The 17878-nt window shown below is 65.8% G+C and carries 16 protein-coding genes; 3 read left to right on the forward strand and 13 right to left on the reverse strand.

From position 1 onward, the window contains the following. Nucleotides 1-3: 3 nt before the first annotated feature. From Q319_RS0101295 to Q319_RS0101320, 6 genes are all read right to left on the reverse strand, one after another. Nucleotides 4-1065, reverse strand: coding sequence for a type III polyketide synthase (locus Q319_RS0101295; protein ID WP_029479971.1), 1062 nt, complete (start codon nt 1063-1065; stop codon nt 4-6). 85 nt (nt 1066-1150) lie between these two features. Beyond that, nucleotides 1151-2056 carry an aldo/keto reductase gene (locus Q319_RS0101300; RefSeq protein WP_029479972.1) on the reverse strand — a complete coding sequence of 302 codons (906 nt, stop codon included), beginning with the start codon at nt 2054-2056 and terminating at the stop codon, nt 1151-1153. A 54-nt stretch (nt 2057-2110) separates the two neighbouring features. Continuing rightward, the gene (locus Q319_RS0101305) at nt 2111-2986 is read right to left on the reverse strand and encodes a nitroreductase family protein (protein WP_051654995.1); all 876 of its coding nucleotides are present in this window, start codon (nt 2984-2986) and stop codon (nt 2111-2113) included. 338 nt (nt 2987-3324) lie between these two features. Next, nucleotides 3325-4776 (reverse strand): NAD-dependent succinate-semialdehyde dehydrogenase, encoded by a 1452-nt coding sequence (locus tag Q319_RS0101310; protein ID WP_029479975.1) that lies wholly within the window; start codon nt 4774-4776, stop codon nt 3325-3327. Beyond that, nucleotides 4773-4994 carry an amidohydrolase family protein gene (locus Q319_RS0101315; RefSeq protein ID WP_029479976.1) on the reverse strand — a complete coding sequence of 74 codons (222 nt, stop codon included), beginning with the start codon at nt 4992-4994 and terminating at the stop codon, nt 4773-4775. Before Q319_RS0101315 ends, Q319_RS0101310 begins: the two co-directional genes overlap by 4 nt. Nucleotides 4995-5043: 49 nt before the next feature. Continuing rightward, complete coding sequence (locus Q319_RS0101320; protein ID WP_029479977.1) at nt 5044-5361, reverse strand: hypothetical protein; 318 nt, start codon at nt 5359-5361, stop codon at nt 5044-5046. A 56-nt stretch (nt 5362-5417) separates the two neighbouring features. On the opposite strand from Q319_RS0101320, the gene Q319_RS0101325 reads away from it, so the two are divergent. Next, nucleotides 5418-5903, forward strand: a complete 486-nt coding sequence (locus tag Q319_RS0101325; RefSeq protein ID WP_029479978.1) for a hypothetical protein — start codon at nt 5418-5420, stop codon at nt 5901-5903. Nucleotides 5904-5975: 72 nt separating this feature from the next. Here the strand turns inward: Q319_RS0101325 and Q319_RS0101330 are convergent, their stop codons facing one another. The 4 genes from Q319_RS0101330 to Q319_RS0101345 form a co-directional block, all read right to left on the reverse strand. Beyond that, nucleotides 5976-7091 (reverse strand): AI-2E family transporter, encoded by a 1116-nt coding sequence (locus tag Q319_RS0101330; protein ID WP_245618873.1) that lies wholly within the window; start codon nt 7089-7091, stop codon nt 5976-5978. A 283-nt stretch (nt 7092-7374) separates the two neighbouring features. After that, entirely contained in the window at nt 7375-8523 is a 1149-nt protein-coding gene (locus Q319_RS0101335) for a RodZ domain-containing protein (protein WP_245618875.1), read from the reverse strand. Nucleotides 8524-8572: 49 nt separating this feature from the next. Then, entirely contained in the window at nt 8573-9487 is a 915-nt protein-coding gene (locus tag Q319_RS0101340) for an ABC transporter permease (protein ID WP_029479983.1), read from the reverse strand. Continuing rightward, nucleotides 9487-11466 carry an ABC transporter permease gene (locus Q319_RS0101345; protein WP_029479985.1) on the reverse strand — a complete coding sequence of 660 codons (1980 nt, stop codon included), beginning with the start codon at nt 11464-11466 and terminating at the stop codon, nt 9487-9489. Before Q319_RS0101345 ends, Q319_RS0101340 begins: the two co-directional genes overlap by 1 nt. Nucleotides 11467-11647: 181 nt before the next feature. Between Q319_RS0101345 and ndk the strand changes: the two genes are divergently transcribed. After that, a complete protein-coding gene (ndk, locus tag Q319_RS0101350) occupies nt 11648-12064 on the forward strand; it encodes a nucleoside-diphosphate kinase (protein WP_029479986.1) in 417 nt (138 codons plus the stop codon). Nucleotides 12065-12464: 400 nt separating this feature from the next. Continuing rightward, on the forward strand, nt 12465-13508 hold the full coding sequence (locus Q319_RS0101355; protein ID WP_245618871.1) for a GGDEF domain-containing protein: 1044 nt from the start codon (nt 12465-12467) through the stop codon (nt 13506-13508). A gap of 29 nt (nt 13509-13537) precedes the next feature. Here Q319_RS0101355 and Q319_RS0101360 read toward each other — a convergent pair whose 3' ends face one another. The 3 genes from Q319_RS0101360 to Q319_RS0101370 form a co-directional block, all read right to left on the reverse strand. Beyond that, complete coding sequence (locus Q319_RS0101360) at nt 13538-13912, reverse strand: VOC family protein (RefSeq protein ID WP_029479990.1); 375 nt, start codon at nt 13910-13912, stop codon at nt 13538-13540. 272 nt (nt 13913-14184) lie between these two features. Beyond that, entirely contained in the window at nt 14185-16572 is a 2388-nt protein-coding gene (locus Q319_RS25290) for an NPCBM/NEW2 domain-containing protein (RefSeq protein ID WP_051654996.1), read from the reverse strand. A gap of 551 nt (nt 16573-17123) precedes the next feature. Next, nucleotides 17124-17828: a delta-60 repeat domain-containing protein gene (locus tag Q319_RS0101370; RefSeq protein ID WP_081845830.1), complete on the reverse strand. Its 705-nt coding sequence runs from the start codon at nt 17826-17828 to the stop codon at nt 17124-17126. Nucleotides 17829-17878: the final 50 nt, after the last annotated feature.

Here is a 17878-nt window from a genome sequence, read left to right on the forward strand (position 1 = left end):
TGGTCAGAGTTCCAGCAGCACATGCTCGGCGCTGAAACCCGGTCCCATCGCGCTTAACAGTGCCTTGCCGCGTGGCCCAGCTTTCAGGGCTTCTTCCAGCACAAACAGAACGGTAACGCTGCTCATGTTGCCGTGGGCGCGCAACACCGCGCGGCTGCTGTCCAGCGCGCCTGACGGGAGGTCCAGCGCTTCCTCATAGGCGCTCAGCACCTTGACGCCGCCAGGATGGACGATGAATGTGCTGATCTCCTCCTGAGTCCAGCCGTGGGCGGCCAGCGCCTCAGCGACATTGCCGCGCATCATGCCACGCACCAGGGCTGGAATATCGCGGCTGAAGCGCACTTTCAGGCCGTCGTCCACCACGTCCCAGCCCATGATGTCCTCGCTGTTCTCGATCAGCGTGCTGTATGCGCCGTGAAGGGACAGCAGGGGCGGTGGGCCGGGAACGTCAGGCGACGTGACCACCAGGGCCGCGCCGCCATCGGAAAACAGCGCCGTGCCCACGAAGTTGCTCTTGGATTCGTCGCCCTTGACCAGCGTCAGGCTGCACAGTTCCACCGCCACGTACAGCACGCGCTTGAAGCCTGCGCGCACCAGATCGGCGGCCCGCGCCAGCCCCGCCGCGCCGCCCGCACAGCCCAGACCCCAGATGGGGAGCCGCGCCGCATGACGGCCCATGCCCAGCGACTCGATCAGCCACGCGTCCAGGCTGGGCGTGCTGAGGCCGCTGGTATTGACCACGATCACCGCGTCGAGCTCGGTGGGGCGAAGCTCGGCGCGGGCCAGGGCTTCCGCCCCCAGCCGGGTGATCAAGGCGCGGGCCTGCTCGATAAAGACGGCGTTCTTCTCGCCAAAGCCGCGCGGCTCCAGATACCAGCCCAGCGGACGTGACAGCGCGCGCAACTCGATCTGGGCATTGCTGAACACGTCAAGTAGGTGCGGGCGCGCGGCCATGCGTGGAAACAGCGTGCGGGCCGCCTCCCTGATCTCGGACTGGGCCACCTGATAGGGCGGCGATCCGGTGACCAGGGAACGCAGGACGGGCAGTGAAACGGCTGAACTCATTCGGCCATTGTGGCGCGGAGTGGTGGGGAAAAACAGGAAACGGGCGGGCTGAATCTCACCCGCCCGCCTCGTCATAACCTGCAACTTATTTCTGGTTCTTTTCCCACTCGGCCCGGCCCACCTCGTCGAGCTTCTTGAAATCCTCGTCGGTCAGGGTCAGGCTGGCGGCGGCCACGTTTTCTTCCAGGTGGCGCACCTTGCCGGTACCGGGAATGGGGAGCATTACCGGGCTGCGCTTCAGCACCCAGGCCAGGGCCACCTGCGAGGGGCTGGCGTTCAGACGCTTGGCAACCTCGTCCAGCACACTGCCGTCCTTTGCCAGACTGCCCGCCGCCAGGGGGAACCACGGCAGAAACCCGATATTTTCCTTCTCGCAGTAGTCCAGCACGTCCTCGGACTTGCGGTTCACGAGGTTGTACAGGTTCTGGACGGTGGACACCGGGAACACCTCACGGGCGGCCTCGATTTCCTCCACACTCACCTCCGAGAGTCCGGCGTGGCGAATCACGCCCTCATCCATCAGTTCACGGATGGCCCCGAACTGCTCGTCTCTCGGGACGTTGGGATCAATCCGGTGCAGTTGCCACAGGTCAATCCGGTCCACGCCCAGGCGGCGGCGCGAGATGTACGCCTGCTGCTTGAGGTACTCGGGGCGGCCTACTGGCGTCCAGACATTGGGGCCGGTGCGGGTCAGTCCGGCCTTGGTGGCGATGACCACCGTGTCGTAGGGGTGCAGCGCCTCGCGGATCAGTTCCTCGCTGACGGCGGGACCATAGCTGTCGGCGGTGTCGATCAGGTTGACGCCCAGCTCAGGCAGGCGGCGCAGGGTTTCCAGCACGCCCTCGGGATCGGCGGGATCGCCCCAGATGCCGTCACCCGTGATCCGCATGGCACCGAAGCCCAGGCGGTTGACGCTCAGGTCTCCGCCGATCTTGAATGTGCCGCTGTCGGCAGCGTTGGGTTGTTCGGTTGTCGTTGATTTATCGGTCATGGGTGGTGCCTCCATTCGGGAAAGTCTGCGCCTCTGAAAAGTGGCAGGGATGGGTCAGGGTTCAGGATGTCCAGAGGTTTGGGAAGGGGTTGCATCGGCCTCTCCCTCCGGGACGCTACAGCTTTCGCGGAACACGAACTGCTCCAGGCGTTTGCGGTGGCGGCTGCTCCAGTCGATGGTGGGGCGGCTCTGGTCTGCGGGCAGGTAGCCCAGGCGGAACAAGGCCATCAATTCCAGATCGTCGGGGACGGCCAGCAATTCCTTGACCTCCTGCCAGTGGCGCGGAATCTCGGCGGGCGTGCTGACGAACTGGATGCCCATGCCCAGCGCCCCCACCGCGTTCCAGATGTTCTCGATGGCCGCGCCCAGCCCGAACACACTGTAAAAGCCCGACAGTTCGCTGGGGCGGTATTCCGTTTTGTCCAGCAGTGCGGCCAGCAGCAACGGGCTTCCGGCCACCAGTTGGCGGTTGTCCTCGCCCAGTTTTTTCGGCACGCCCAGTTGGCGCATCACCTTGAGACCCGCGTCGCTGAATACCTGCCGCGTAAAGGGTTTGAGCGGTCCCGGCAGATGATCGATGTGGATGCCGTCGCGCTTGGCCTCCATCTCGGCCTGCGAGAAGCGGAAATAGCGGCGGTAGCGCTCGAAGAACAGCCCGGCGTCGATCAGCTCGGTCATGCTCTGGCCCGACAGTTCGGCCACCCGCCCGATGGTCTGGGGGCTTTCGATCAGCACAAACCGCCACGGCTGGGAATTGAAATGGCTGGGCGCGGCCTGCGCCACCCGCATCAGCGTGTGCTGGTGTTCAAGGCTGACCGGATCGGGGCGAAAGGGGCCGTTGGTGGTGCGCCGTCCCAGCATCCCCGCGATCACTGCGGGCGTCACCGGAGGCGGCAAGGTGGAAGGAGGAACAACGGGTGGGGAGGTCATGGGGGCAGGCTAGCAGGGGAGCTGAACCGTTGCAGGCAAATTGGCCTGTTCCCCGCGATGTGGTGGCGACTGGAGCCGGATCAGCCAGTGATCGCCGCGCTGATACACCTTGAAAACTCCAGAGTTGGAAATGGAAATGGGCGGAGTTCTGAACGGCATTTTCTCCGTTCGAGACCCCGCACCTGACACTTCATAAACACGCTCTCAGAAAATTGGTTTCCCGGACGTGGGAAGGCGCAGGAAACGGCGCATCCGGGTTATCTGGTGATCAACCTGATGAGACACCCCTTCGGACTGCATTCGCCTTCAGAGGTTTTCGCCGCAGCCCAGCGTCCCGCTTACTCCACGCCGAAGCTGATGAACTTCGTTTCCAGATACTCGTCCAGGCCCCAGTGTCCGCCTTCGCGGCCCACACCGCTGTTTTTCATACCGCCGAAGGGCACATGCGGCGCACCCGCGCTCGGCACACCGTCGTTGATGCCCACGATGCCGTACTCCAGTGCCTCGGCCACCCGGAAGGCGCGGCCCAGATCGCGGGTGTAGGCGTAGGCGGCCAGCCCATATTCCGAATCGTTGGCGAGGCGCAGGCCTTCCTCCTCGGTGTCGAACACCACGACGGGGGCCACCGGGCCGAAGGTTTCCTCACGCAGGATCAGGGAGTCGGGGTGAACGTTCGTCAGCACGGTAGGTTGAAAGAACAGGCCGCCTGCCGCCTCGCCGCCCACGGTGGCCGTCGCGCCCAGTCGCAGGGCGTCCTCCACCTGCGCCCTGACCTTATCCAGCCCGGCCTGCTCCACCACCGGGCCAACCCCCGTGCTGTCCAGCAGCGGATCGCCCAGCACCAGCGCCCGCGTCTTCTCGGTCAGGATGCGGGTGAATTCGTCGGCCACCTCGCGCTGCACGTACACGCGATTGGTGCTGATACACGTTTGCCCGGCGTTGCGGAACTTGCTGCCCACCACTTCGCGGGCGGCTTTGTCCAGATCGGCATCGGCAAACACCAGAAACGGCGCGTGGCCACCGAGTTCCAGGCTGACGCGCTTGATGGTCTTCGCTGCCTGCTGGTACAGCAACCTGCCGACAGCGGTGGACCCCGTGAAGGTCAGCTTCCGCACCCGGCTGTCTTCCATGAACGGCGCAGAAAATTCGGCGGCGGAATTGGTGGGCAGCACCTGCAAGGTGTTGGGCGGGCCGCCCGCTTCCAGCCACAGCTCGGCCAGATACAGCGCGGTCATGGGACTCTGCTCGGCAGGCTTGAGGACCATCACGCAGCCGGCGGCCAGCGCGGGGGCGGCCTTGCGGGTGATCATCCCGGCGGGAAAATTCCAGGGGGTCACGGCATAGACGATGCCCACCGGCCCGCTGGCGGTCAGGCCGCGCTTGTGGTCAAAGCGCATGTTGACGCGCTCGCCGCTGATGTTCCCAGCTTCCCCGGCGCACCATTCAATAAAACTGGCGGCGTAATGCACCTCGCCGCGCGTCTCGGTGATCGGCTTGCCCATTTCCAGCGTCATCAAGCGGGCCAGTTCTTCCTTGTGAACAAACATCAGGTCATTCCATTTCCGCAAAATCAGGCCACGCTGGTACGGGTTGACCCTGCGCCAGCTTTCCAGGGCGACTTCGGCGGCGTCGATGGCCCGCCGCGCGTCGTCTGCCGTGCAGTCGGCCACTGCCCCGATGCTCTGACCGTTGCCGGGATGGAAGACTTCAAATGTTCTGGGGGTGCTGCGCCACTCGCCGTCAAAGTAGGCTTGGCTGCGGGTCACGGGATCGTTCTGAATAGTGGTCATGGGGCCTCACTTTCGGCAACAACTGTTGTGGCGATGGTTGTGCCGCGCACCGGGATGTCCGGCAACAGGGAGAGTTCGGTGGCAAAGGGGTCTGCGCCCAGGCGGGTGAAATCGGCCAGCTTGCCGGGCGTCAGGCTGCCGCGCACGTTGTCGTCACCGTGTGCAACGGCTCCACCGTGAGTGTACGTGCCCAGCGCCTGCGCCAGCGTGACGCCCATGCCTGGCACATCCGGCTGGGCATGGGTCCAGCTCTGGGCCGAAGGATTTTCACCACGCCCACCACGCCCCCAGCCCGTAAGTGAGCGCGCAGGCCAGCGCCAGCCGCCAGTGACCGGCGCGGCCCGGACGGGTGCGCGGCATCAGCAGCAACAGCGCCAGCGCGGGCAGCAGCGCCCACCACCTCTGCCCCGCCGCAAAGGCCAGCGCCAGACAGATCACCACACCCGCGCAGACAGCAAAGAACAACAGGTGATGCGGGCGGCGTGAGGCATTTTTGCGCCAGCCCAGTTGCAGGGACAGGCCCAGCAGGTTGAGTGCCGTTAGTAGCGCTCCGGTCAGCAGCAGGGCAGGGTGATACAGGCTCACCCGGTCAGGATATTCGTCTGCATGGCCTGCCCATTGTGGGGGTATGGTCTGGGGTGATGAAGGTCAAGTCTGTTTCCCTCCTGCTGGCCGCGCTGGCGCTGTGTTCGCTGCCGGGCTGCCGCAAGACTGTGCAGGCGGGCGCAAGTGAGGATCTGGTTTCAAAGGTGCTGTTCACTGCCGCTGGCTCGTATGACGCGCAGGCGGACCTGAAGGAACGTATCCCCGGCGCATTACGGCGCACCACCTGGACGACAAAACCGCCCTTGCCTGTCCAGAAGATCGTTCTCCAGTACGACAGTGACGCCCGGCCCCTGGCGTGGTTCCTCAGTCTCAGCGGCGCGCAGTTCACGGCCCAGTCGCTGGCGGGCGAGGGCGCGGCACAGGTGAATACGCCGCAGGGCCAGGGCTGGCGGCCCATGAAGGGAACACGGCTGGAAGACGTGTTGATCGTGCCGACGGGCCAGGACAGCATGAACATCCTGACCCGCGCTTACGTGACCCAGAACGAGCCTGCCCTGCTGGAGGCGTTCAAGGCCCGTTAAGCCTTCCAGAACAGAGAAAAGAGGGAACAGGACTCAACATCCTGTTCCCCCTCTTCCCAGTCCACAGCCCGGCTACGGTCCCTCGGTGTAGATCCGGCTGGGGTAGTAGTACTTCTGCAAGGACAGTTTGCCCAGTGCCACCAGCGGTACGGCCAGCAGCGCGCCCACGAAGCCCAGCAGGGAGACGCCCACCAGAATGGCCACCAGCACCGTGACTGGATGCAGATCGGTGGTGCGGCTCAGGATGTAAGGGCTAAGGAAATTGCCCTCGATCTGGTTGGCGACCACGAAGACCACGATCACCAGAATCACGGTCAGCAAGACGTTGGGCATGGTCAGCGCCAGCAGAATGGCGGGTGTGGCCCCGATGATCGGCCCCAGGTAAGGCACGATGTTGAAGGCCCCGGCGATAAAGCCGATGGCGGCGGCGCTGGGCACACCGATGAGGGTCAGGCCCAGCCACACGAACACCCCGATAAACAGCGCGATCAGCAGTTGGCCGCGCACATAGCCGCCCACCGCCGTGCCGATCAGGCCGCTGAACTCCAGGGCGCGCGGCTGCCACGGGCGCGGAAACACCGCCAGCAACGTGGCGTTGACCCGGCTGTAATCGACCATCAGATAGATGCTCAGCAGCAAGATCAGCACGACCTGCCCCAGAACGCCGCCCACCTGGATCAGGCTGCTGAACACCGTTCCGGTAGAACTCAGTGCGTTTCTGAGTAGCGGCACAAGATTGTCGCCCAGGTTCTGAACATAGCTCTGGGCCGCCGTGATGATCTGCTCGCGGGCGTTGGTCATGCCGCTCACCCCCCGCTCCGTGAGCCAGCCAGCCAGCCGGTCCAGAATGGTGCCCAGCGTGCCGATCTGGTCCGGCAGCTTCTGCACCAGCATGATGAACTGCCCCGAGACCGTGGCCAGCAGCAGCCCCACCAGCGCAAACAGCCCGAAGAACAGCAACACCACGAAGAACACGCCCAGCCCGCGCGCCACCCGCCCGCGTTGCAGCCAGTTCAGGAGTGGATTGGCCAGGTAGGCGATCAGAAACGCCACCAGAAAGTCCACGATCACGGTGTGGACCTGCCCCGCCACCAGGTACAGCAGGTAGGCGATCAGCGCGAAGACGGCGGCCCGTACCCAGGGAATGCGCCACAGGTACTGGAAGGCGTTGGGCGGCGACGCGTGCAGCGGTGAATTGATCGGCCCACCGGCAGAGGGCAGCAGGGCAGGAGTCGCGCTGGTGGGCAGGGCCGCGTCCTGACCCAGAACAGGCGAGATCAGCACCGAGGGGCCAGAGCTGGGCGGCCCAGTACCGGACGGACCGGAGCTGGAAGGGCCGGAACCAGAGGGTTCAGGGAAAGGATTGGTGGGATTCACTGCCATTCACTGTACGCCACCCGGCACCTGGGCATGATCCGCAGGGCGGTCCACGCTGACCCTGACAGACCCGGACCCGTTACACCCGGCCCCGCTAGAACTGCCGGGTCAGCACCTGCCCGGCCTCACCCAGCGCCGTTTCTGGAGCGCCGCCCACGCTGACCCGCACGGCCCCCGCGTTTCCGGCGCGGACGCTCACGCCCGGCGGGTAGGTCTGAACGCTGCCCATGGGGGGAATGCCCTCGTACAGCACGCGGCCTCCATCGCCCGTCACGCGCGCCCAGGACTGGCCCACGAAGCGCAGGGTCACGGCGTTTGCAGCCGCAGGACCGGGTGCAGAACCGGGTCTGGAAGCAGGCGGAGCGGCAGGCAGCGGGGGCAGCGGCGTCAGCGTGGTGACCCCGGTGTTCAGGTCTGTCAGAACGCTGGGTTGGCGGGTGCCAGACGGCGAGACCGTGGCAGGCAACGTGGCGCGCAGATTGCGGCCCTGCCTCAGATCGATGGTCTGTTTCAGGGGGGTGCGGCCCGCCGCTTCCACGCGCAGTTCGGCCCTGGCGCGGGCGTCCACCGGAAAGGAAAGCACCGGTGCCTGGCCCAGATTGCGGTTGTCCAGGTAAACCACTGCGCCGTCTGGCACGCTCTTGACGCTCAGGCGCACGGTGCCCTGCGGGACAACGGGCGGAGGCGGGACAGCAGGCGGCGTTGGAGGCAGAACTGGTGGGGGCGTCGGAGAAGCCGGAACCGGAATGGGCGGTGGGGGCACAACGGCTGCCGGGGCCGCGCCGCGCAACAGCAACACGCCGACGGTCAGCAGCAGAATCAGCAGAACCGCGATCAGGGCAATACGCGTCGGCCCCAGCGGCGGCGCATATTCCTCCGCAGCTTCTGCGGGCGCGGCCTTTGGCGGTGGAAGGCCGGGCCGGCTCAAGCGGTCAAAATCGGCCAGCAGCGGCGCGGGGTCCAGGCCCAGCTCGCGGGCATAGGTTCGCAGATATGCGCGGGCAAAGGTGGCCTCGGGCAGGACGCCGAGCTGAAGCCGCCCGTCTGCCAGGGGCTGGGCCTCTTCCAGCGCTTGCAGGTAATCGCGGCGGATGGCGGTGGTCTGGGCCAGCTCACGCAGGGTCAGCCCGCGCGCCTCCCGCGCTTCCCGCAGGGCTGGGCCGAAGCGCGTGGACGCGCTGGTTTCCCCATTCCCACTGGCTTCCCCAGGCACGCCGGTTTCCGGGCGCACAGGCTCCGTCACAGGCTTCAACTCACGGTCTCCAGACTAGAAAAGAAATGGCAGGTCCCGCCTATCCCTCATAGGGTTTGCCCAGCGCCTTGGGCGCGCGGCTGCGTCCGGTGAAGATCAGGGCCAGGATGGTGATCAGGTACGGCAGCGCCTGCACCAGCGTCGGCGGCAGCAGGTCCCCGCCGCCCAGGGCGATGGACAGCGCTTGCAGGAAGCCGAACAGCATGGTGGCCCCCAGCACCCCCAGCGGTTTCCACTGCCCGAAGATCAGCGCGGCCAGCGCGATGAAGCCGCCCCCTGCGCTGATGTTGCGGACATAGGAATCCAGGTTGCCGATGCTGAGGAACACCCCTGCCGTCCCCGCCAGCACGCCGGACAGGATCACGGCGGTGTAGCGCATCCGCTTGACGTTGATGCCCATGCTGGCCGCCGCGCCGGGCTGCTCCCCGGTGGCGCGCAGACGCAGGCCGAACGGAGTGCGGTACAGCACGTACCAGGTGATCGCCACTGCCAGGAACGCAAAGTAGACGGGCGGCGAGAAGCGCAGCTCTCCCACACCCCACAGCGGCAGGGCGTTGGCAACCTTGGGACTCTCGGTGGAACTACCGTACATCGCCGTCAGGATCACGGGCGGCACCCCGGTGGCCAGCAGGTTGATAGCGGTGCCGCTGATCACCTGATCGGCGCGGTACTTGATGCTGACCACGGCGTGAATCCACGCGATCAGCCCGCCGACCAGTGCCCCGCCGACCCAGCCGGCCCACGGCGCAGCCGACCCCAGCACGGGTTGCAGCACCAGGGTGGTCACCGCCCCGCCCAGCGCCCCGAAGATGATCAACCCGTCCAGCGCGATATTGACCACGCCGCTACGCTCGCTGAACAGGCCGCCTAGGGCGGTGAGCAGCAGCGGCACCAGACTGCGGATAAAGGTGGCGAGGAATGCCGCCGTGATCAGTTGCGCGAACAGCCCGTCCATTATTTGCCCCCTTCGCGGGTGTTCTCTTCACTGGCCTGACCCACGTTGGGGCTGGGCGTGCTGGCCTGCTGCGCCGCCACGCCGGGCGAGAGTTTACCGCTCTCGTCACTGCCAGTCCTGTCTGTGGCCGCCACCAGTTGCGGAGGCGGGGGGTCCACCAGACGGCGGCTCAGGAAGCCCCCCGCCGCGATGAACAGCACGATCAATGCCTTCAATACGGTCACGATGTCCTTGTTCACGCCGTCGAGCTGCTGATCCACGTCCACGCCGCCGGTGTCCACCGTGCCGAACAGCAGGCTGGCCAGCACCACCCCGGTGGGCGTGTTCTGGCCCATCAGGGCCACCGCGATGCCGTCGAAGCCCACGTTGACGGGCATGTTGCCCTTCAGGCGGTACTCGTCCAGCGCGCCGCCGTTGACGTAGTGGGTGCCCGCCAGCCCGGCGAACATCCCCGCCAGCGTCATGGCCAGGATGGTGCCGCGCGCCACGCTGATGCCGCCGTACTCCGCCGCGCGGGGGGACAGGCCCACCGCCCGCAGCGCGTAGCCGGTGGCCGTGCGCCACATCAGCGTGCCGAACAGGGCCACGCAGGCCAGCGCGATCAGAAAGGACGCGTTGAGCTGGGTGCCCGTCACGTTCGCCGGAACCCCGATGCGCCACGTCAGCGCGCCTAGGGCCACGGCGATCCCGACGGCGATCAGCCCACCGTTCCTGACCGTTTTCAGCAGATAACGCGCCACCAGCAGGGCGACTAGGGCCACCACGATGCCGATGCTCAGGACGTAGCCGCCGCCCACCGGTCCGACGTTGAACAGGTCCAGCAGGGTGGGAAGCTGGGCCGCCTGCTGCAATTCCAGGCTCTTGGCCTCGAAGCCGGGGGCCTTGAAGGGCAGGGGATATTCCTTGCCCAGAAACGGAAAGGTCTCGGAGCCGATCATGAAAATGAAGACCGCCGAGGCCACGTAATTGAGCATGATGGTGTTGATGACCTCGCTGGAGCCGAAACGGGCCTTCAGCACGCCCGGAATCGCACCCCACAGCGCTCCGCCCGCCGCCGCCGCCAGCACCGACAGGGGCAGCAGCGCCCAGCCCAGGCTGGGGGGACCGTAGACGCCCACCAGCATCGCGCCGACGGCCCCCATGGTCAGTTGCCCCGGCGCGCCGATATTGAACAGGCCCGTGCGGAAGGCAAAGGCCACGCTCAGGCCGGTGAAGATCAGCGGGGTGGCCAGCTTGAGGCTCGACAGCAGCGGCGACAGCCGCGTAACGGGGGCAAACAGCGTCGAGTACACGAAATACACCACGTCGCTCTTGGCCAGCCACGCCTGCCAGAGGTTCAATTCCCTGTCGGTGGGATTGACGCTGGGCTGGACCACCAGCACCACCAGCGCGCCCACCAGCACGGCCAGCGTGATGGCCGACACTGGAACCAGCAGCCCGCGCAGGCGGTTGAAACGGTCCAGCACCCAGGGCCGCGCGCTCAGGCCCGCCCCTGCCGCGATCAGCCCGGCCAGCATGGGCAGAAACAGACCCAGGTTCATGCCGCCGCCGTCGTAGAAATTGCGAAGTTGCCGTCTGGCCCCGGCCCGCAGGGTGGTGTCGGCGGCCACGCGCTCGATCTGCACGGCCAGACCGCTGTTCAGGGCCAGCACTGCCGCCACCGCCAGCGCAAAGGCCAGCAGTCCGGTGATCCAGAACCAGCCTGCACGGCGCACGGCCCCGATCAGGGTGGCGATCACTGCCGCCAGCGTGGCCCAGCCCAGGATCAGGGCGCTGCCGACACCCGCCTGCGGGGCCTGCTGGTTGCTGGCGAGATTCAGGACGCTGCCGCTCAGGTGCAGCAGCACGGCGTCGGCGCTGAAGCCACGGCCCAGCGCGGCCAGTGGAAACAGCAGCATCCCGGCGGCGGCCACCGCGCACGCGATCAGCGCGACGCGTGACGCGTCCCCGGATGGACGAGAGTGGGTGTTGTGGGTCACGCGGCCATTGTAAGGGGCAAAAACAGGGTTGTGGGCGGTCCGCACTGGTGTGGTGCGGGGATGCGGGCCGCGCCGCTGCGGCTCAGTGGACGGTCAGCGCATGACGGGCCGCCGCCCGCCCGCGCCAGGGCTACGCGGCGGCGCGGAATGCCCCTACCTTTTTGCTATGCTCGCTGACGCTATGGAACGGACTTTTGCAATGATTAAACCCGACGGCGTACGCCGTGGCCTGACCCCCGAAATTCTCGCCCGCATCGCCCGCAAGGGCTACCGCGTGGTGGGTCTCAAGCAGATGACGATCTCGCGCCAGACCGCCGAGAACCATTACGGCGAACATAAGGAGCGTCCCTTCTTCGGTGAACTGGTGGACTTCATCACGGGCGGTCCCGTGGTGGCCATCGCGCTGGAAGGCAACGAGGCCATCGCGGGCTGGCGGGCCATGATGGGGGCCACCAACCCGGCCAACGCCGCCCCCGGCACCATCCGCGCCGACTTCGCCACCACCACCGGCGAGAACGTGACCCACGGCAGCGACAGCAGCGAGAGTGCTGCGCGCGAACTGGGCCTGTTCTTTGCGGACGGCGAACTGCTGAGCTGATCAAACGGCGCTGCATTGAACGACAACGAATGGAGGGTGGAGCCGCCGGGAAGACAGCATTCCGGCGGCTCCACTCTTCTCCTGTGTCTGCTCTCCCATATCTGCTCTCCTGATATCTGCCAGAAGAGCCGTCCTGCCGGGCGAGGTTGGGGCGTTTCCAGCGACGAAACCACATTAAGGCTCAGAGGGTGGGCGGGCCACAGCAGCGGTCAGCGTCGGAGGGACAGGCCGCCCACCTGCCCCCTCTTAAGACCGCTGTCCGGGCCGTTTCCGGCAGTTCCAGTGGACCGCGCCTGTGGCCCGCAGAGGCAACGCGATCCGTGGGGAGGGCTGAAGCCAGGGGCGCACGCCGCACTGCAACTTTCCTGTCATGCTTCGCCCGTTAGACTGCCCTGAAGTCATGATCAGCCGCGAAAGCACACTTCGACAACGCCTTCTGAAAAGCCAGCAGTACGCGGTGTACGCCGCCAGCCTGACCTACGTCGTGTTCGTGTTGCTGGGGGCGATGGTCGATCCGCCCCACTCCTTTCCACAGGCATTCCAGACGCCGAAATTCGGTTTCACGTTGCTGACGGGCCTGACCTGTCTGGCAGTCTACCTGTGGCCGCTGCAAATTCGCGCGGTGTATCTAGTGGCCTACGTGGGCTGCCTGTTGTCGCTGGCGCTGGAAATTCCGCGCCTGCTGTCGGCTGATCTGAGCGTCATGCAACTGTTCTTGTGGCAGAGCGCCAACGTGATGATCTCGTTTCTGCTGCTGGGATCGCGCTGGGGCCTGGGGGCCAACGTGCTGACCCTGCTGACCATCCTGGTTTCGCTGATGCTGCGGGGGCCGTTCACGGGGGCGCAACTGGCCGACTGGCTGACGGTCTGCCTGACCCTGGGCATCACCGCCTACGTCTCTTATCTGGTCATGACCTTTATCGAGGGCAACCTGCTGACCCACGAGGAAGACCAGGGCAAGCTGCGCGCGGCCCGGCAGGACGCCCTGACCGCTGTCTATGGACGCGGCGCAATCGAGGAGGAACTGGAACGGGCGATGGCCTACTCCCAGAAGAACAACACGCCCATGAGCGTGATCGTGACCGATATCGACCACTTCAAGAGCGTCAACGATCTGTACGGCCACGCCACGGGCGACGACGTGCTGCGGGCAGTGGCCAAGCGGCTGCGGCGCGCGGTGGGCGGCGGCGGCGGCATGGTGGGCCGCTGGGGCGGCGAGGAATTCATCGTGCTGCTGCCGGGTCTGGCCAGGCCCGACGCGCTGGTGGTCGCCGAGCGGCTGCGCCGGGAAATCTGCGATCAGCCACTGGCAGACCTAGACATCACCGCCAGTTTCGGGGTGGCCTCCTACCGGGGCGTCAAGGACACCACCGACCAACTGTTCGGACGCGCCGACCAGTGCATGTACGACGCCAAGAACGCGGGCCGCAACACGGTGCGCTGATCTCACCGCGCCCTTGACATGACATCGGCTCAGCTCAGCCCGGCCTCCAGCAGTTCCACCTGCCGCCCGTCCGGGTCCAGCACGAAGGCCATGTCGCGTCCGCCGGGGCTGGGGGCCAGGTCCCGGCTGACCGTCACGCCCGCCGCCCGGAGCTGCGGCAGCAGGGCGCGCAGGCCCGTGACATGCAGCGCAATGTGTTCGGCCCAGTGGGGGTGCGGGCGCGGCGACTCGCCCAGAATCTGGAAGAACTGGAGGCGGCCTCCCCCATCTCCGCCCAGGCGAACTACACCGCGCAGATAACCTTCCGGGGTGGTCAGTTTCTTCTCGGTCACGCCGCCCAGCCGCGTGTAGAAGACCAGCACAGCGTCCAGATCGGCGGTGAGAAATGAGACGTGTTTAAGCATGTTCATAGCCTAGAGCAGCCGGGGTTAGAGAGTGGATGATCAAGTGCAGCGACTCAGCCCACGAGAGAAGTCGAAATGAAAAACCCGCCCTCTCGGACGGTGATAGGAAAAATATAGTGTGGAATGCAGGCACTGTCAAGTTCATGCGTTGGCAGCCGGAAAGGCTGTGCTTGACGTATTTTTCAGCAGGCAGATCGAAGGCACGACTGCATAAGATCCGGGTGGCAGCCTCTGAACGAGGGCCGCCACCCGGGTCAGGGAATGTCCAGGCGTCAGGGAAACAGACGGACGGTGCTGTCGGCTTCTATGCCCGTGGCCGTGAACTGGGCTGTCGTGGCGATGGTCCGGCGTTCGGCGTCCTGGGTCAGGCCGATCAATGAGCCGGACCCGACCGTTACGTTGCCCCCGGACAGCGCACCCCCCGGCGTGGCCCCGAAGCTCAGGTCCTGCGTCAGGTCTGCGCCGAAGCGTGCAACGAATGTGGCGTCGCCCGCATAACCGCCCAGAACGGCGCGGCCATCCGGCTGGGGCAACAGGGCGGTCACGACGGTCTGGAACAGTTGCGCGTTTTCCGGCACCCTGAACTGGAACCTCACGCCCGCTCCGGCCTCTCCCGCCGGGCTGAAGCGCTGAAGCAGGGCGCTGGTGAAAAAGCGCCCGGTGCCGCCGCCCAGCAGGAGCGCGCCGCCTTCTTCAACAGCCACCGTATGGAAGGTGCTGCGTTCTCCCAGACCGCCCAGCGCAATTCCGTCGCCCGAGAAGGACGGGTCCAGCTTGCCCGTCCCCAGATAACGCGCCACCACGGAACTGTAATTGTTGGCGTCGTACTGGGCCTCGCCGGCCACCACGATCTTGCCGTCCGGTTGCAGGGCCACGCCGTACAGCTTGTCCACGGAGGCGTCACCGCCCGCCAGCAAGGCATTGAGTGGGGTGGTCACGACGCCGCTGTTGCCGAAGGTGAGGTCCAGTTTGCCGTCACCGTTCAGGCGGACCAGCGCGAAGTCGTCATCTGAGAGCGTGACGCCGGGGGCAGGCGAGAAGGGACGCGAGGCGTACCCCGCCAGCACGATCTGGCCGTCCGGCTGCACGGTCACGGCGGTGGCCGCCGAACGCACCGGATCGCTGTCGTACTGGCTGGCCGCCACCCCCAGCCGCAACCGGACCACCCCGCCCACGCCGAAGCCGGGGTCCAGCGTCAGATCGGGCCGGTAGCGCAGTGCCACCATCTGACCGTCCGCGTAGCCCACGGCAAGCAGCGCGCCGTCGGATTGAAGGGCCAGGGCGCTGGCCGCGCCGTTCAGGGTGGCCGCGCCGCTCAGGCTTGCTGTGCCGCGCGCCAGCACCCCGCCGGAGGGCGACAGCCGCGTGAGGTCAAACTGTCCCCCCAGCACCACCAGCGTGCCGCCGTCCTCGGCCACCACGTCCACGCCGCCCACGCCCGAGCGCCCCGCTTCCCCGAAACCGGGATCGAGGGTGCCCGGCTGACCCGTCACCGCCGTTCCACATTCCAGCCGGGCGTCGGCCCAGTCGGCGTGATCGTATTCGGTCCCATCGCCGCCGTCGGTGGCGCTCAGCCGCAGGGTCTGCACGCCGCGCAGGTCCACCACGGCCTGCCGGGCCGGGTCACCGCCGCGCACGGGGCCGCTGTCGTACAGTTTCTGCCCGTCTCCGTAGACCTGGAAGACCACGCTGCCCCGCCCCCCCACCGCCCCATCCAGACCGAGTTGCGCGCTGAAGGCGGTGCAGGTGCGCCCCAGATCGTATTCCAGGGCCGAGGGCGCGTGAACCCCCATGCCCCGGTCAAAGGTGCGGCCAGCAATGGTCAGCGTCCCGCCGTCGCCCAGGCCCTGCTCACCGTTGCTGCGGTCAAACTCCACCGGACCCCAGCCATTGGTGGCCGAGACATACGCCAGCTCGCTCAGCAATACGTCCTTGCCGGGTAGGGCCACCTTGCAGCTCAGGGCGGCGTCAGCCCAGTCGGCCTGATCGTATTCGATGCCGTCGCCGCCGTCATCCACCATCAGCCGCAGTTCCTGGACCCCGGCCACACTCACGTTCACCGGCAAGGCCGGGCCACCGCCGCGCCGGACATCACTGCCGAACAGCAGCCTGCCGTCGCCAAAGACCCTGAACTGCACGCTGCCCAGCTTGCCCACCTCGTCATCCACGCCCACGAAGGCTCTGAAGGTCTTGCACTGCCCGCCCAGCGCGTACCTGATCTCGGACGCGGCGTGGACGCCCAGACCCCTGGCGAAAGTGCGGCCCCCGATGCTGATGGCGCTGCCGTCATCGGCGTTCTGGCTGCCGTTGCTGCGGTCCAGCTCCACGGGTCCCCAGGTGTTGGTGGCCGAGGTCCACGGCAACCCGGACAGAAAATTCTGACCGTCGGCTGGCCCCTGCGGCTTCAAACTGGACGCCGCCGTGGGGGAGAACCACGGATAGCTGCGCCCCGCCGCATAGGGATCGGCCACTGCCGACTCCAGCCGGTCCGTCCAGGGATACCGCTTGCCCCCGGCATAGGGACTGGGGTTGCTGGGGGGGGGCGTGCTGCCTTCCGGGGGCACAGGCGGAGGGGTGGGGGTGGGTGGCCGGGCACCCGAGCAGGACATCAGCAGCAGCGTGCCACAGACGAAAAAAAGTGAGACGAGGGGGGTCTTCATGAAAGCCTCCAGCCAGAGCAGGGATCGGGGTCAACGAAAAGAAAGCGTCCGGCAGATGGGTCCGAAGGTGGATCGGTCTGAAAGGAAGTCCATCTGAGAGTGGGACCGTGGAAATGTGTCTATAAAAAAGGGTACATCCAGGGCAGTGGACCGAATACAGACTTAAGGAGGATGAGGTGGTGGACCAAAGGCGGCCCGCGTTCCACTGCCCCAGCCCAGCCGGACGGCAGAAGAACGGCCCACGCTTCCATACGCCTCATCGATAGGATGCCGCCCCGCCGCTTGGGCGTTCGCGACTCTGACAGCACCCCTGATCAGACCACAGGTTCCTGACCGTGGGCTTTTCTCCCGGCAGTAAAAAGGTTCGCGTCGCTCTCATGAAAGCTGGGGAGAGAACAGACTGAACGGCCCGCTTCAGGTCCGGCTTCCCAAAACAAAATCGAGGCACCGCAGAGTCTTTCTGGGTTACTGACAATCAGCAACGACAAAAACCGCCTGGGAATTAACCCAGACGGCGTGAACTCAGATCGGACAGATGTCGGGCAGGACGGTCAGCGGAACAGGCGGTACGTTGCCTGACCGGTGTCGCTATAGCGGCTGGCCGTGACAACGACGATTTTATCGTCGCTGTTGGCAAGTGAAACGATATTGCCCTGGCCGAGAAGGACGTTTCCACCTGGAAAATTCCCAAAGGCGGAGTCCTGCACCAATGCGGCAGAAAAATGAGCAATATACGCGTCCGCGTCATTGAATCCGCCCACTAGCACGCTACCATCACTTTCCGAAATCAGCGAGGTGACAATGGTTTGACTAAAGGCAGCATTATCAGCGGCACTGAACTGGAAACCTATGGACGGCCCAGCGGTTCCACCTGAACTGAACTTCTGAAGGAATGCGCTGGTGTAAAACCGGGCGTCAGCCCCCCCAGCCACGACTTGACCGTCCGTTTGTACCGTGACGGTGCGGAAGGTGGCGTAGCCACTCATCCCAGCCAGAGCGACGCCATCATCAGAGAACGAAGTGTCGAGTTGTCCGTTCGTCAGGTAACGGGCCAGTGCCGCCGGACCGGAGCCAGCAATCTCAGATGAGCCAGCCGCAATAATTTTCCCGTCGTTCTGAAGAGCAAGACTACAAATTTCATCGTTGTAATAGCTCGTAGCGTTGCTGGAGAAGACTTTCTCGAAGGCGGTGAAGACCATGCCGTTCAGTACCGGACAACTCGATTTCAATAGCGTCCTGAACAGCATTTTTGACATTTGAGCATTTGGTTGTCATCTGGGACGGCGAAAGGCGGCTTCTTGGAGTT

The organism is Deinococcus marmoris DSM 12784 (genome assembly GCF_000701405.1).
Taxonomy (GTDB): Bacteria; Deinococcota; Deinococci; order Deinococcales; family Deinococcaceae; genus Deinococcus; species Deinococcus marmoris.